Origin of the sequence: Roseibium denhamense (genome assembly GCF_009711415.1) — a bacterium.
In the GTDB taxonomy this organism is placed as follows: Bacteria; Pseudomonadota; Alphaproteobacteria; order Rhizobiales; family Stappiaceae; genus Roseibium; species Roseibium denhamense.
The window spans coordinates 91,965-107,542 of sequence record NZ_SMLZ01000110.1 but is presented as its reverse complement, the minus strand read 5'-3'; the positions used below and the strand labels follow the sequence as shown (position 1 = coordinate 107,542).

The 15,578-nt window shown below is 58.7% G+C and carries 13 protein-coding genes; 9 read left to right on the top strand and 4 right to left on the bottom strand.

Going from position 1 to position 15,578, the window contains the following annotated elements; all coding sequences use genetic code 11:
• Positions 1–145 precede the first annotated feature (145 nt).
• Positions 146–613 (bottom strand): BA14K family protein, encoded by a 468-nt coding sequence (locus E1180_RS13840; protein WP_155191806.1) that lies wholly within the window; start codon positions 611–613, stop codon positions 146–148.
• A gap of 146 nt (positions 614–759) precedes the next feature.
• Between E1180_RS13840 and E1180_RS13835 the strand changes: the two genes are divergently transcribed.
• Both E1180_RS13835 and E1180_RS13830 read left to right on the top strand, forming a co-directional pair.
• Positions 760–1,542 (top strand): HugZ family pyridoxamine 5'-phosphate oxidase, encoded by a 783-nt coding sequence (locus E1180_RS13835; RefSeq protein ID WP_208997136.1) that lies wholly within the window; start codon positions 760–762, stop codon positions 1,540–1,542.
• A 320-nt stretch (positions 1,543–1,862) separates the two neighbouring features.
• The gene (locus E1180_RS13830) at positions 1,863–2,492 is read left to right on the top strand and encodes a DUF1062 domain-containing protein (protein ID WP_155191805.1); all 630 of its coding nucleotides are present in this window, start codon (positions 1,863–1,865) and stop codon (positions 2,490–2,492) included.
• Positions 2,493–2,617: 125 nt separating this feature from the next.
• Here the strand turns inward: E1180_RS13830 and E1180_RS13825 are convergent, their stop codons facing one another.
• Positions 2,618–3,610: a Tim44 domain-containing protein gene (locus tag E1180_RS13825; RefSeq protein WP_155191804.1), complete on the bottom strand. Its 993-nt coding sequence runs from the start codon at positions 3,608–3,610 to the stop codon at positions 2,618–2,620.
• A 598-nt stretch (positions 3,611–4,208) separates the two neighbouring features.
• Entirely contained in the window at positions 4,209–7,793 is a 3,585-nt protein-coding gene (locus tag E1180_RS13820) for a hydantoinase B/oxoprolinase family protein (RefSeq protein WP_155191803.1), read from the bottom strand.
• A gap of 324 nt (positions 7,794–8,117) precedes the next feature.
• Between E1180_RS13820 and E1180_RS13815 the strand changes: the two genes are divergently transcribed.
• The 7 genes from E1180_RS13815 (at position 8,118) to arsH (ending at position 13,284) form a co-directional block, all read left to right on the top strand.
• Positions 8,118–9,113 (top strand): TRAP transporter substrate-binding protein, encoded by a 996-nt coding sequence (locus E1180_RS13815; protein ID WP_155191802.1) that lies wholly within the window; start codon positions 8,118–8,120, stop codon positions 9,111–9,113.
• A 74-nt stretch (positions 9,114–9,187) separates the two neighbouring features.
• On the top strand, positions 9,188–9,745 hold the full coding sequence (locus E1180_RS13810) for a TRAP transporter small permease (RefSeq protein WP_155191801.1): 558 nt from the start codon (positions 9,188–9,190) through the stop codon (positions 9,743–9,745).
• Entirely contained in the window at positions 9,745–11,049 is a 1,305-nt protein-coding gene (locus E1180_RS13805) for a TRAP transporter large permease (protein ID WP_155191800.1), read from the top strand. The genes E1180_RS13810 and E1180_RS13805 overlap by 1 nt, the downstream gene beginning before the upstream one ends.
• A 34-nt stretch (positions 11,050–11,083) precedes the next feature.
• The gene (locus tag E1180_RS13800; RefSeq protein WP_155191799.1) at positions 11,084–11,620 is read left to right on the top strand and encodes a winged helix DNA-binding protein; all 537 of its coding nucleotides are present in this window, start codon (positions 11,084–11,086) and stop codon (positions 11,618–11,620) included.
• Positions 11,621–11,785: 165 nt separating this feature from the next.
• Complete coding sequence (locus E1180_RS13795) at positions 11,786–12,124, top strand: ArsR/SmtB family transcription factor (RefSeq protein ID WP_155191798.1); 339 nt, start codon at positions 11,786–11,788, stop codon at positions 12,122–12,124.
• A 12-nt stretch (positions 12,125–12,136) separates the two neighbouring features.
• Positions 12,137–12,547 (top strand): arsenate reductase (glutaredoxin), encoded by a 411-nt coding sequence (gene arsC / locus E1180_RS13790; protein ID WP_155191797.1) that lies wholly within the window; start codon positions 12,137–12,139, stop codon positions 12,545–12,547.
• Positions 12,544–13,284, top strand: a complete 741-nt coding sequence (gene arsH / locus E1180_RS13785) for an arsenical resistance protein ArsH (RefSeq protein WP_155191796.1) — start codon at positions 12,544–12,546, stop codon at positions 13,282–13,284. Before arsC ends, arsH begins: the two co-directional genes overlap by 4 nt.
• Before the next feature lie 46 nt (positions 13,285–13,330).
• On the opposite strand, the gene E1180_RS13780 is transcribed toward arsH, so the two are convergent.
• Positions 13,331–15,388 (bottom strand): putative bifunctional diguanylate cyclase/phosphodiesterase, encoded by a 2,058-nt coding sequence (locus E1180_RS13780; protein WP_208997135.1) that lies wholly within the window; start codon positions 15,386–15,388, stop codon positions 13,331–13,333.
• Positions 15,389–15,578: the final 190 nt, after the last annotated feature.

Genomic DNA, 15,578 nt, shown 5'->3' with positions numbered 1-15,578 from the left:
TCCGTTTTCTCCGGCAGGAGGCGGGTAATGACCACAAAACAAAAAAGCGGCGGCAGCGTGTGGCCAGTTCGGCTGGCCTGCCGCTGTCCGCCCGAGTTCTTACGGAGCTTGGGGGCTGTGTCACCATCCCCCAAGTTTCTGCCTGTTACTGGCAGAAACGCTGTACACCGCGATAAGTGGTGTAAGTGCCGGTTGACGGGTTGAAAGACCGGTATTTCGAAGAACAGTACTGATACCAGGCCGGGCTCCAAGGCTGATATCCAACCGGACCGCTGACATGGCCCGGGTATGGGGCCGGCGGATAGTAGTTCGGCGGATAGTGTGTCACTGGCGGGGCCGCGCGGCTCGGCTGGCTGGTGGCGCCCAGGAGAATGGCCCCGGCGGCCAGACCAATGACACCCGCTGCGACTGCAGCACCGATATTGTCATTGTTCTTTTTGTGTTTGCGATGCTTATGGTGTTTGTGGTGCTTGCGGTGCGGACGATGGCGCTCGTGCCAGCCGCCATTATTGCGCCAGCCGTCGCGGGGACCTGCTTCGGCAGCGGATACGGTCGGCAGCAAAAGGGCGCTGGTGAGGACTGCGGCAACGAGGCGTTTGCTCAGGGTTTGCATCGGTATACTCTCCGGTTGAGGCGCGCCGTTTGCGCTGCCGTGATCTGATGATGCGACAATGCCAGATGCGCTCTGAACCGGTTCTGATATGGCCGTTCATCTGGTGTTCAGATTTCTCAGGTTGTGTGTGCCAAGCAGGAGGGCACATGAAAGATATTCAGGAAAATCAAGCAGCTAAGGAAAAGTCCGTGATCCGGGAAACCGACGGTCAGGCCCGGATTTTGGCCAAGGAACTGGTCCGTACGGCCCGTTTTGGAGCCTTGGCGGCAATCGAACCGGGCACCAGCTATCCTCTGGCAAGCCGGGTTGCCGTTGCAACGGATCTGGATGGGACGCCCATCATTCTCACAAGCACTTTGTCCGGCCACACAAGTGCCATCCTGGCCAACCCTGCCTGTTCGCTTCTGGTTGGCGAACCGGGAAAAGGCGACCCGCTGGCCCATCCGAGGATTTCACTGTTTTGCAAAGCGCGCCGTATTGAGCGGGAGACCGAAGAGCATGCGCGTGTCCGCCGACGTTATTTGTCCCGGCATCCCAAGGCAGAGCTCTACGCAGATTTCGGGGACTTTTCCTTCTTCGCTCTCACCCTTGAGCGTGCCAGCCTGAACGGCGGGTTCGGGAAGGCTTTCGAGCTCGTCCGGGAGGATCTGCTGGCACCGGTCTCAGACGTCCACGCATGGGCCGCGATGGAGACCGGGGCGGTCGGTCACATGAACGAAGATCACGTCGATGCCATCAAGCTTTATGCAGAAGTCCTTGTTAAGGCCGGGGAGGCCAACTGGCGGATGGCCTGCCTGGATCCGGAAGGCCTTGATCTGGCAGCCGGAGACAAAGTCGCGCGCCTCTGGTTCAAGGAACAGCTCGCGGACCCGGGCTTGCTGCGGGAAACGCTGGTTGCCCTTGCCCTTCAGGCGCGGAATCAGGACTGAGCGCCATGGCGCCGCGTGCGGCAACCTGAGCTTGCGCGCCGCGTTTTCGTGAGTTAGGACGTTTTCAACGTTCATTTTCGGGGCGATTTGTTTTGCCAACACGTTAACCGGTCTTCGATCCTTTTGCCGTGTGCTTCTGCACACGATTGTTTTGACACGTTCGTCGAACTGGCGGATCGGGACCGGTGTGGCTTGGCCAAACCGTATCTGATGTTTCGATACGCCATGTTTCCATTTTTCCCAGCCAAATGACCGGGCGCGGCTTTTCGCGCAATCCCTGATTCCCGTTTGCGAACTTCCGGAAATGGAAGATCCCAAACATGTCGTCCCTTATCAGGGTGGAATGGACCCTTGTCTCAAAGACACGTTTAACTGTTGCTCGTCCCTGCGGGCGGTGCGGTCACCTTCGTCAGTTTGCCTCGACAAATAAGTTCCGGCTCAATGCCAATGGTAGCCGCTTGGATGCCTGGCTTATTTACGCCTGCCAGTCCTGCGGCCATCGCTGGAACCGTGAGGTTATGAAACGGACACCCGTCAGTGCCGTACTGCCAGACCTCTTGTCAGCATTGCAGGCAAACGACCAGGGGCTGGCGCAGACATTGGCGGCCGATCCTGCTTGTCGCCCAAGCAGCCCGCACGAACCGTCTGACTTCGAGCTGCAGAGGCGGGTGGTTCCGAGCAAAGGAAAAGTCGCTGGGAGAGCAGCTGTTCTGTGCATTCGAAATCCGGGCAGGGTGCCGGTTCGTCTGGACCGTGTCTTGTCCACCGGGTTACGGCTGCCGAGACGGGATATCAAACGCCTTGTTACACAGGGTGTCCTGATGGTGACTGGAGGGTCCCGGAACGCGTTTCGCAAAGCCTTGCCGCCGCATCTGGAGTTGATGATCAACACCGGGGAACGAGGCTTGATCGATGCCTTGTTCGCAGGGTGCAGCAAGTCATCAGGCTAGGTCGCTGTTCGACCGGTGTCTGCAGGAGCAGTTAAATGAACAAGGCCGCCCGTGAGGGGCGGCCTTAGACGCTTGCGGTTCACCCGCGCCATGCGCCAATTGGAAGACGGCTGGCTGTTTGTGACTTACCCGGTGCCTTGGATGGCCGACAGGAGCCAGTCACCACCGGAGCTGCGTACGAATGTCCAGACTTCTGTACTCTCGGCGGGGGCGTCCGGGTCGCCCGAAAGCGGCTCGCCGCTATCCCGTTTTGCAATATAGTCGACCGCACTGTAGCGCATGGCGACGGTCACATAGTCCTTGCCGTCTTCATGCCAGGCTTCGGCAACATCGCCCTGGAGCAGTTTGACATCCGAAACGACGTTCTTTTTGCCCGCAGACGCAAGCTCACCCAGCTCTTCGGCCAGATAAGACATGGCTTCCGGCGTTGCCAGCTGGCGCAGGGCGGCATAATCTTCTCGGCTGTAGGCATCCTGGACTTCTGCCAGCATGACCTCGAACTGGTCGAGGTCTTCCGCTGTTGCCTCATAGGGCAGGGTGTCTGGCTGGGCAAAACCTTGTGAGTCTGAGCCACTTGCGCCACCGCCGCCGAAGCTAAACGGAGCCGCTTGAGGTCCACGCTGCTCCGGTGCGCTTTGAAACGGGTTCGGCCCTGCAGTTGCCGGTTGCTGGCGGGAGCGGAAGAAGCGCATGGCGAGGCTGATCAGCAACACGATGAGGCCGACTTGCAGGATCAGGCCGAGGAACCCGGCAAAACCACCAAGCCCGCCGCCGAACAGCATTCCGACGAGGCCACCAAGCATCAAGCCGCCGAGAAGCGCGCCTCCAAAGCCGCCGAAAAGGCCGGGACGCTGCGCATTTGCAGCCTGTCCGGCCGCGCCCGGCGCCGCCCTTTGGCTTTGTGCTGGCTGGGGTGTCATGGACCGTTGAACGGGGGCTGCAGCATCCGGCGCGGTTTTGGTTGTGGGCGGCGCGGAATAGGTTTTGCTACCTCTGCTGCCAAAGCCGCCAAACCCACCCTTGCGGGCCTCGGCATAGTCCATCGCGGCGAACATCGTTGCGATCGCAACGACCATAAAAGCTGTCGTCTTACGCAGACGGCGGGCGGCAGCAAGCATTTTTGTCTCCTCGTTCAGGCCGGTGCGGCCAGTTGCTAGGGATGTAGGAATTTCCGTGTCAATTGCCAGCGGCAACAGCAGGTCTTTATGGCAAGTCCGGAGAGGTTTTTGGGGAGCACTGCGGCGGGCACACAAACACCGCGGGGCGATGATTATCAACGCCTGTGAGTTGAGTTCCCCGATGCCGCGACCGGTGTCACCTCGGTGCTTATGCGTCCGCTGAACGCCAAACGCGAGAATCCACCACATACTCCGCTGTCGTCCCGCACTTGATGCGGGATCTATACCGTGAGCGTTCAACTCGATCAGCCCTGCGCGAGGCGATGAAACGGTTTGGAACCTCGGGTCAAAACCGGGGCCGGCGAAGCGCGGGGAGACGCCTTGTCAAATCGTCACAGATTGTCATCCCGGACGGAGCGGACGCGGAGATCCGGGATCGGGGAACCTGGATGTTGTATCCTCGTATTGAGACCTCAGGGGCTACCCGATCCCGGCTCGCGCTGGGCTTGGCCGGGATGACCCAAAAGACAACTTGGGCCCCAAAAAGCGAAAGGGCGGGGATGATCCCCGCCCTTGAATGCATTGCTTTTTCAGGCTGTTATGCTTTGCCCCAGCCACCGGCGGTCGGGGTGATGACCGTCACGGCTTCGCCCGGTTCCAGGATTGTCTGATCGCAGCCCTTGAGCGGCTGGACCGTTCCGTCCAGACGGCGGACCTCGGTGCGGCCGAGTTCCCCGTTCTCGCCGCCGTCCATGCCTTTCGGTTCGATGGTGCGGTGCGAGCCGAGGATGGCGCAGTCCATCTTTTCCAGGAAGCGGAGCGTGCGCTTGGTGCCGTCACCAGCCGACCATTTGCCCTTGCCGCCGGAGCCCTTGCGGATATGGAAATCCTCCAGAAGGACAGGGAAGCGGAACTCCAGGACTTCCGGATCGGTCAGGCGCGAGTTGGTCATGTGCACATGAACGCCGTCCGTGCCGTTGAAACCAGGACCTGCCGGGGAGCCGGAGCAGATGGTTTCATAGTACTGGTAGGTGTCGTTGCCAAAGGTCAGGTTGTTCATCGAGCCCTGGCTGTTTGCCATCGCGCCAAGCGCTGCAAAGACGGCGTTGGTGACGTGCTGCGACGTTTCCACATTGCCAGCCACAACCGCTGCCGGATAAGACGGGCGCAACATGCAGTCATCCGGAATGATGATGTTGATCGGCTTCAGGCAGCCGGCGTTCATCGGAATGTCGCCGTCGACCATCACACGGAAGCAATAGAGTATCGCGGCGCGGGTGACCGGCTCCGGCGCGTTGAAGTTGTTCGGCTTCACCGCGGATGTGCCGGTGAAATCGACCGTCGCCTCGCGCTTGTCCTTGTCGACCGTGATCTTGACCTTGATAACCGAGCCTTGGTCGGTCGGGTACTCGTACTCAGAGTCCTTTAGAGCTTCGATGACCCGGCGGACGCTTTCTTCGGCGTTGTCCTGAACGTGGCCCATATAAGCCTGAACAACGTCCAGACCGAAATGGGATACCATCTTGCGCAGTTCCTGAATGCCCTTTTCATTGGCTGCGACCTGTGCGGAGAGGTCGGCAACGTTCTGATGCGGGTTTCTGGCCGGATAGGCGTGATCCGTCAGCAGATTGACGAGTTCGGCCTCGCAGAAGCGGCCCTGATCGACGAGCTTGAAGTTGTCGAACAGCACGCCTTCTTCGTCCACCTTGGTCGCAAGCGGGGTCATGGAGCCCGGTGCGGAGCCGCCGACATCGGCGTGGTGGCCGCGGGAGGCCGCCCAGAACAGGATCTCCTTGCCTGCGTTGTCGAAGACGGGAGAGACGACCGTGATGTCCGGCAGGTGCGTGCCGCCGTTATAAGGTGCGTTCAAGGCAAAGACGTCGCCCGGCTTGATCTTGCCCTTGTTCAGCTTGATCACCGTTTCCACGGAGCGGTCCATGGAGCCAAGGTGCACCGGCATGTGCGGGGCGTTGGCAACCAAGGCGCCGCTGGCATCAAAGACGGCGCAGGAGAAGTCCAGGCGTTCCTTGATGTTCACCGAGTAAGCCGTGTTCTGCAGGGTCACGCCCATCTGTTCGGCGATGGACATGAAGAGGTTGTTGAACACCTCCAGCATGACCGGGTCGGCGTGCGTGCCGATGGCGTCGGCCCGTTTCAGCGGGACCACCCGGTGCAGAATGACATGATCCTTGGCGTTGATCTCCGCCTGCCAGCCGTCTTCAACGGCAATGGTCGCATGCGGTTCGATGATCACTGCAGGTCCCATCACTTTCATGCCGGGCTTCAGCGTCTCGCGCTTGAAGATACCTGCATCATGCCACTGGCCTTCGGAGTAAATCCGTGTGCCTTTGGCGGCTGCCGGAACATTGGAGGCCAAGGTGAGGTCCGGTTCGGTGAGACCCGCGCCGCCGCCAGCGGTTTCCACTTCAAGGGCCTCGACGACGACCGGCTTATTGTCATAGGCAAAGCCGAACTGCTTCTTGTGGGCGTCCTCAAAGGCCGCGCGCATTTCCTCGACCGTGCCGAGAAGGACAGGCAGAGGTGTGTCGGTGCCATCGTAGCGCAGATGCGCGGTCGCAACCGTCCGGCGGGCGTCTTCGGTTACGCCTTGTTTGTCGAGTTCAGCTTCTGTCTGGGCACTAAGGTCCTTGCGCAGCGCGTCCAGCTCCGGCAGCAGCTCCTCGGTCATTGTCTTGACGACCGCCTTTTGACGGTCCGCCCGGATGTCGGCAAGGCCCATGCCGTAGGCCGAGAGGATGCCGGAGAAGGGGTGCAGGATGACCGTTTTCATGCCGAGGCTGTCGGCCACCTTGCAGCCGGTCTGGCCGCCCGCGCCGCCGAAGCAGGTCAGGGCATATTCGGTCACATCATAGCCGCGCTGAACGGAGATCTTTTTGATCGCGTTGGCCATGTTTTCGACGGCGATTTTCAGGAAGCCGTCGGCGACTTCCTCCGGTGTCCGGCCATCGCCGATGCGGCTTGCCAAGGCGGCAAACTTTTCGCGCACCACGTCGCCATCCAGCGGCTGGTCCTGGTTCGGGCCGAAGATTTTCGGGAAGAACTCCGGCGCCAGTTTGCCGGTCATCAGGTTGGCATCGGTCACGGTCAGCGGACCGCCGCGGCGGTAACAGGCCGGGCCAGGGTTCGCGCCCGCACTGTCCGGTCCGACCTGGAACCGGCCGTCCGCATAGTGCAGGATCGAGCCGCCGCCAGCTGCGACCGTGTGGATCATCATCATCGGCGCGCGCATGCGCACACCGGCAACTTCCGTTTCAAAGGCGCGCTCATAGTCGCCGTCATAGTGGCAGACATCCGTTGAGGTGCCGCCCATGTCGAAGCCGATGATCTTGTCGTATCCGGCCATTGCCGAGGTTTCGACAGCACCGACAACACCGCCCGCCGGGCCGGACAGGATGGCGTCCTTGCCCTGAAACAGATCCGCCGCCGTCAGACCGCCGGAGGACTGCATGAACATTAGCCGCGGGCCTTCTCCCAGTTCTTCCTGAACCTGGTTCACATAGCGGCGCAGGATCGGAGACAGGTAGGCGTCCACAATGGTGGTGTCGCCGCGGCCGACCAGTTTCATCAGCGGCGAGACTTCATGGGAGACCGAAATCTGCGGGAAGCCGGTCTCCTCCGCGATTTTCTTAAGCGCCTCCTCGTGAGCCGGGTAGGCATAAGCATGCATCAGGACGATCGCGATGGAGCGGATTCCGGCATCCCAAGCGGCCTGCATTTCGGTGCGGGCCTGTGCTTCATCAAGGGCCTGTTCGAGAGTCCCGTCAGCCTGTACGCGTTCGGAAATCTCGTAGACGCGCTCGTAAAGCAGTTCCGGCTTGATGATTTCCTTGGCGAAGATGTGCGGGCGGGCCTGATAGCCAATTTCCAGCGCATCGCGGAAGCCGCGTGTGATGAAGAGGGCCGTGCGTTCGCCCTTGCGCTCCAGCAGGGCGTTGGTGGCAACGGTGGTGCCCATCTTGACCGTCGCGACTTTGTCGGACGGGATCGCGGCGCCTTTTTCAACGCCAAGCAACTCGCGAATGCCCTGGATTGCGGCATCGCGGTAAGCTTCCGGGTTTTCTGACAATACCTTGTGCGGATGAAGGGTTCCGTCCGGCGTACGGCCCACGATGTCGGTGAAAGTGCCGCCGCGATCGATCCAAAAGTCCCACTTGGCTGTCATGATAGTCCCTCCGTTTTGGTATCACGGCCCGTTCCTGACATCGCATTTCCGGGCGTGTTTGACTTTATGCTGACATTTTATCGATAAAATGTCGATGACTTTTTTGATTTTCTCGTAAGGGCCTTAAAATTTCACTGGTCTGATAGCCGCGGGAGGGGTGCTGGTGGGCGGTGAAACGATCATAATGAGAATTTATCGATAAATTGTTGATGTTTTCAAATTTCGAGTCTACGCTGATTAGATGCACAGGCTCGAGTGCGTCCGTAGAAGGCGCCGGGCATGGGCATGCCGACGGGATACTCCCGCTTCCAAGAGGAGAAGATCATGCTGCAATCACGTACATTCGCTAAGGCCGGGCTTCGTCTTGCCACCGCTGCTGCTGTCAGCCTTGCCGGGTTCACGGCTGCGTCCGCCGAAACAAAGTGGGACATGCCGACCCCTTACGGCGACACGAACTTCCACACCCAGAACATTTCGCAATTCGCTGACGACGTCGCAGCGAAGACCGATGGGTCCTTGACCATTCAAATCCATTCAGCCGGTTCGTTGTTCAAGCACCCTGAGATCAAGAACTCTGTCCGTAAGGGCCTTGCGCCGATCGGCGAAGTCCTGGTTTCCCGCCTGTCCAACGAAGATGCCGTTTTTGGCGTCGATTCCGTTCCGTTCCTTGCCCCGTCCTATGATCAGGCCTGGAAGCTCTATCAAGCGTCCAAGCCGGCCCTTGAAGAAAAGCTCGGCGAACAGGGGCTCCAGCTTCTCTACACCGTGCCGTGGCCACCGCAGGGCATCTACGCCAAGAAGGAAATCAACAGCGGCGCCGATCTGCAGGGTCTGAAGTTCCGCGCGTATAATGCCGCAACGGAGCGGATGGCGCAGCTTGCTGGGGCTGTCCCGACCCAGGTGGAAGTGCCGGACATTCCGACCGCTTTCTCGACCGGCCGCGTCGAAGCGATGATCACTTCGCCCTCCACCGGTGCAAACTCCAAGGCATGGGACTTCCTTTCACATTATCATGACACCCAGGCCTGGCTGCCGAAGAACATGGTGATCGTGAACAAGTCAGCCTTTGACGGCCTTTCAGAAGCTGAACAGTCAGCTGTTCTGGAAGCAGCCGCAGATGCGGAAACACGCGGCTGGGAAGCATCCAAAGCCGAGACCAAGGCCAAAACCGATATCCTGATTGAAAACGGCATCACGGTTGTGCAACCGAGTGTCGATCTCTTCCGCGACCTGTCCGCGATCGGTGAGACCATGTCCGCCGAGTGGACGGAAGCTGCGGGTGACGCCGGGATCGAAATCCTGAAAACCTACACAAACTAAAATCTTCCTTGAGCGCCGGGCAAATCATTGCCCGGCGTTTTTATATCTGCTGCTTAAAACCTTGGGGGGAGCGGATGCGAAATGCATTGAATGCTTTGTACAAGGCTGCAACCGTGCTGGCTGCGTTCTGTCTTGTAACGATTGCACTGCTGGTCACGTTGCAGGTCATGGGACGGCTGCTGGACGGAGCCCGTAGCCTGGCCGGCCTGGACCCATGGGGTCTCCTGATCCCGTCGCTTGCCGAGATCGCAGGCTTCTTCCTGGTCGGAGCCTCCTTCCTGGCGCTGGCCGGTACGCTGCGCCAAGGGGATCATATCCGGGTGTCCATCCTGTTGCAGACCGTCAGCCCTGCCATTGGCCGGGTTCTGAACATCTGGTGCCTTGCGGTTGCGTTCGGTCTGGCAAGCTTCTTTTCGTGGCACGCTGTCGCCCTTGTGCTGGACAGCTACCGCTTCAACGAAGTTTCCTTCGGTATCATTCCAGTCCCGCTGATGTACCCGCAAGCGGTCATGACCCTTGGGCTGATCGTTCTTGCCATTGCGTTGCTGGATGACCTTGTAACCGCCTTGCGCGGCAAGGCGCCAAGCTTTGAAACTGTCGTTCGCGACGACCCGATCGAAGGAAGCGAATAATGGATTTTTCTCTTCTTTCCTTCCTGCTCGGATTGGGCATGCTGGCCGCGCTCGCCACGGGCATATGGGTCGCGGTTGCGCTGTTCGCCGTGGCTCTTGCCACGATGATGCTGCTGGTCTCCGTTCCCGCCGGGCCGGTCATGGCGACCACGGTCTGGGGCGCATCCCACCACTGGGACCTCACGGCTTTGCCGATGTTTATCTGGATGGGCGAGATCCTGTTCCGGTCCCGATTGTCAGAAGACATGTTTGCCGGATTGTCGCCCTGGATGCGCAATCTTCCGGGCCGGCTTTTGCACGTGAACATCCTCGGCTGCGGTATCTTTGCGGCTGTGTCCGGCTCTTCCGCCGCAACGGCGGCAACGGTTGGCCGGATGTCGTTGCCTGAACTTAGAAGCCGCGGCTATGACGAGAAACTGGCGATCGGCACCCTGGCCGGGTCCGCGACGCTTGGCTTGCTTATCCCGCCCTCGATCATTCTGATCGTTTACGGCGCAGCCACAGAGCAGTCGATTGCCCGGCTCTTCATGGCTGGTGTGCTGCCCGGCGCGATGTTGTGCCTTTTGTTCATGGGATATGTCGCAGTTTGGGCGATGCTGAACCGGGACAAGATGCCCGCCAAGGAAGACAAAATTCCGCTCTGGACGCAGATCAAAGTAACGCGGCGTCTCTTCCCGGTAATTGGTCTGATTATCGGCGTCATCGGCTCGATCTATGCCGGCCTTGCCTCGCCAACGGAAGCTGCGGCAATCGGTGTTGTCCTGGCGCTTTTGTTGTCCTGGGCGTCCGGGACCTTGACCCGCAAAAGTTTTGCGGATGGTCTTCTGGGCGCGACACGTACATCCTGCATGATTGCGTTCATTCTTGCAGGCGCAGCGTTCCTGACCGTCGCAATGGGCTACACGGGCATCCCCCGGGAGCTGGCCTCCTGGATCGGCGGAATGGATATGTCGCCTTATGTGCTCCTGCTTGCGCTGACCATTTTCTTCATTGTCCTTGGCTGTTTTCTGGATGGGATTTCTGTTGTGGTTCTGACCACGTCCGTGATCCTGCCGATGGTGGAGCAGGCGGGCCTCGATCTGATCTGGTTTGGTATTTTCATCGTTCTTGTCGTAGAGATGAGCCAGATTACACCTCCAGTCGGCTTCAACCTGTTTGTTATTCAGGGAATGACGGGGCGCAACATCTTCTCCGTTGCGCGCATGGCCTTACCGTTCTTCTTGTTGATGGTTGTCGCTCTGGTATTGCTTGTCGCATTTCCGGGACTGGCGCTGTGGTTGCCTGAGACGATGTTGAGCAATTAAAAGGTCAGTTCCGAACAACAAGTGAGATCCATCGATGACTGAGCGGCCGAAACCCAATGCTGATGCCCAAATTGGTCCTGTGGTTTCGGCCGCTCATCTTGCGTCCGGCGCCATGCCGGCCTTGTCTGAAATCGAGTTTGCCGTGACCATGATGGTCAACGCCTACCACCGCTGGATGGTTCGGTGCATGGCCGCCAGCGGTTCTGAGGGCCTTGGTCCTCTCGACGTTCTCGTCCTTCACTCGGTGAACCATCGCGGACGTGCCAAAACGCTCTCGGACATCTGTCTCGTGTTGAACATCGAAGACACGCATACGGTGACCTATGCGTTGAAAAAACTTGAAAAGTCCGGGCTCATCTCTTCCGGGCGCCGGGGCAAGGAAAAGACAGCCGAAATTACGCCGGAAGGCGAAAGTGCCTGCATGGAGTACCGCCGGCTTCGTGAAGCCCTGTTGGTTGAACCAATGAAAGCGCTCGGGCTGGACGAAAAGGAACTTTCCCGGCTTGCCGCGACCCTGCGTCTCGTTTCCGGCAACTACGATCAGGCAGCGCGCGCCGCAGCTGCCATGTGAGTTTTTCCAGTCGGGTCCTGCGTGGGGCGAGCCATCGCGGTTAACAGCCACACAGCCTTTACATGATACGCCGAAGACATCTGTTGCGCAGCTTGCGGTCCGGTAAGCCTGCCAGCTTGAATATTTTTCACTTTTATTATCCAAAAATTCTTGTAGTATCGAAATATGGAAACTGAACATGCTGTAACCGCTCTGGGTGCATTGGCCCAAACTGACAGACTGGCTGCGTTCCGGCTCTTGATGGCGGCCGGGGAGGGCGGTTTGCCGTCAGGCGAGATCGCCCAGAAGCTGGATATTCAGCCAACTCGGATGTCGTTTCATCTGGCATCGCTTGAGCGGGCGGGGCTGTTCAAGACTAGGCGCGCCGGGCGTCAGATTATCTATGCGGTCGATTATGGCCAGATGCGGCAGTTGCTGACTTTCCTGATGGAGGATTGCTGCGGCAACAATCCGGCGGTTTGCTGTTTTCCTATCGATGATTTTTCACAGCCTGAAGGGCGCTGACGGGACACTCTCATGAGCATCACGATCTACCACAACCCGAACTGCGGAACCTCCCGCAACACATTGGAAATGATCCGGACCTCTGGCGAAGAGCCGGTCATCATCGAATATTTGAAAACCCCGCCCAGCCGCGCAAAACTCGTTGAGCTGATCGGCCAGATGGCGATCCCGGTCCGGGAACTGTTGCGGCAAAAGGGGACGCCTTTCGACGAGCTTGGCCTGGACGATCCGAAATGGACCGATGACCAGCTGATCGACTTCATGATGGAGCATCCAATCCTTATCAACCGCCCGATTGTCGTCTCTGACAAAGGCGTTCGCCTGTGCCGTCCATCGGAGAGGGTCATGGATCTGCTTTCCGTCGATATAGGCGCCTTCACGAAAGAAGACGGTGAAACAGTCACGCCCGCGGGAACCAAATGACCAAGATCGATACGCTTGCAAGTGACCTTCGAAATGTCTCTGGCGAAGATCTGGCGCCCATCTCAACGGAAACCCTGCTTGCCCCTGACGGGATAAGCCATCCGCCGCGTATTCTTCTCCTTTACGGGTCCTTGCGGGAGCGGTCCTACAGCAGGTACCTGACGCTGGAGGCCGAACGACTGTTGCGCGCATTCGGGGCTGACACCCGAGTTTACGACCCATCCGGACTTCCGCTACCGGACGATGCCGATATCTCGCACCCAAAAGTCGCTGAACTGCGTGACCTCTCTGCTTGGTCAGAAGCTCAGGTCTGGTGTTCCCCGGAACGCCACGGAGCCATGACAGGCGTCATGAAGAGCCAGATCGACTGGATTCCGCTTAGCGTCGGAGCAATCCGGCCAACCCAGGGCAAGGCACTGGCCTTGATGCAGGTTTCAGGCGGATCGCAGTCGTTCAACGCTCTAAATCAGATGCGTGTTCTTGGACGGTGGATGCGCATGGTGACGATCCCAAACCAGTCTTCTGTGCCGAAAGCCTATACGGAATTTGATGAAGACGGCCGTATGAAGCCATCACCCCTCTATGACCGTGTCGTGGATGTGATGGAAGAACTCATGAAGTTCACGCTGTTGGTGCGGGGCCGGTCGGATTATCTGGTTGACCGCTATTCAGAACGCAAATCGGACCGGTTAAAGAGCATGGCCGCGGCGCAGGCCGCTCAAGACGCGGTCGAGTAACGGCCGCGGTTCAACAACGACTTTTTCCGGTTGAGGTAAAGGCGCGCTAGGCTTCGGCCCGCATGGCCGGATGCATGGTGAGCTTGCGGCTGACCTTGCGGGCTTCGTGCCGGGCAGCCATTTCCGGCTCCGCTGTCTCGTGAACGTCAACGGAGTCCGGTTTGCCATAAAGGTAGCCTTGAACAAGATCGCATCCGGCGGCGCGCAGGAGGACAACCTGGTTTTCGGTTTCCACGCCTTCCGCGGTAATGGTCACGTCCAGGGAGCGCCCAAGGCCAATGATGGAGGTCACGATCGCGTCGGTGCTTGGATCCTTGCCGAGATTGTGAATAAAGGCCTTATCGATCTTGATCTTGTCGAACGGGAACAGGCTCAGATAGCTGAGGGACGAATATCCGGTGCCGAAGTCGTCCATGGCAATTGAGACACCCATGCTGCGAATCTGCTGGAGCGTTTCGATCACGGCATCCGTGTTGGATATCAGAAGGCTTTCGGTAATCTCGATTTCCAGGCGGCTCGGATGCAGCCCGGACGCGTGAAGGGCCTGGGCGACGCGGTTCTGGGTTTCCCCGGCAACGAATTGCGCAGGGGACATATTGACCGCCACGCGGCGGGCGGTGTCGGACCACATGGCTGCTTCCCGGCAGGCATGGTTGAGGACCCAGGTGCCGATCTCCTGGATCATGCCGGTATCTTCCGCGATTGGAATAAAGACATCGGGCCTGATAATGCCCCGCGTGGGGTGCTCCCAGCGGATTAGGGCTTCATAGCCCTTCAGAACGCCGTCTTTCAAAGAATACTGAGGTTGATAGAGCAGTTTTAGTTGATCGTACTTGAGAGCCTTTTCCAGTCCGAGTTCGATCTCTTTCCGCTTTTGTGCATCCGCATCAAGTTCGGGGGTGTACCAGGAGAAAGTTGACCGTCCGCTGTGCTTGGCCCGGTAAAGCGCAAGATCCGCGCAGTGCAACAGGCGGGAGGCCCGCCATGAGCCGTCCGTTGCCCGTGCAAGCCCGATCGAGAGCGATATCTTGATGTCCTTTCCCTCGATCTTGCAGGGAATTTCCGTCGCATTGATCATGTCGGTGGCAAGCTTGGTCATGCGTCCCGGATCGGACAGCGATGTCATCATCACCGCAAACTCATCGCCGGACAGCCGTGCGACCAGATGGTGGGAAAAGACCGCCTTGAGCCGTTCCGCCACAATTTGGAGGAAGACGTCGCCAATGCCATGGCCGTGGGTGTCGTTGATCTCCTTGAACTTGTCGACATCAATGAGCATGACGCCAATGTTGGACGCCTTTGCCTGTGCCAGCCGCAAGGATTCGGTCAACCTGGCATTGAAGACGGCCCGGTTCGGCAGTCCCGTTAACGTGTCGTGGTGGGCGAGATATTGAATGTTCCGGTTGGTTTGAACCTGATCATGCAGACGCAGCCAGAGGAGAAGCCCGGCAAACAGGAAAGAGGCAATACACAATGCGCCGATGACGAAGCTGAGCGTTGTCGCAAGGGGCCTGAGGCTGCTTAACGTCCGGCTTTGATCCACGAGAGCGATCAGAACCGGTTTTGCGTCAGTTTCGGGATTAAAGACGATCAAACTGTTTGTGCCAAACCTGCCAAACCATGTCATATCGGCGATTGCATAGGTTCCGGGTCCGCTTTGAAGTGCCCGCGAAACCAGCTTCTCCGTTGAAGATGCGCGCAGAAGTCTTTCAGTCCGCCATGCCTTGATGACATTGCCCGCTTCGGCCAGTTCCTGCGGGCCTCTTGTTAAAGAAAAGAGCCTTTTCGGTGGCGCCGCATCCTTATGATCAATCAAGACACTCGAAATGGCACTTCTGTCCGTGTCGGACAGTCCGGACGGTGTTGCACTGGACGCGTCGGTAAATCTTAACCCTGTCAGCAACTCATCAGTGTTTGCCACACTGGGTTCCAGTAGTGCGCTTATCCGGGATTGCTTGTCTGAATATGTTTGTTCCAGGCTTCCAATCAGCAGCCAATGGGTCAACAGCCTATTGCTCGCAAAGACCCCTGCCGCCAGGAGTAGAACCAGCGACATGGAGAACAAAAAGACGGCAATGTTGCTTCTGACCAGAGGGACAGCCATTCAGCCGGACACCAATTCGGACACATATGTCTTTAAATTCTAAGCCGAATTCCTTTCGCCATCATGAATCGCAGTCTGCCGCTGCGTAAATGTGCCGATGTCTTGTCTAAACGTGATCTGGGTTCAGCTCCATGGATGGTCCAGCTACGCGCCTGTCTGGCCAAATGCTTACGGTCCAGATATGACTTGG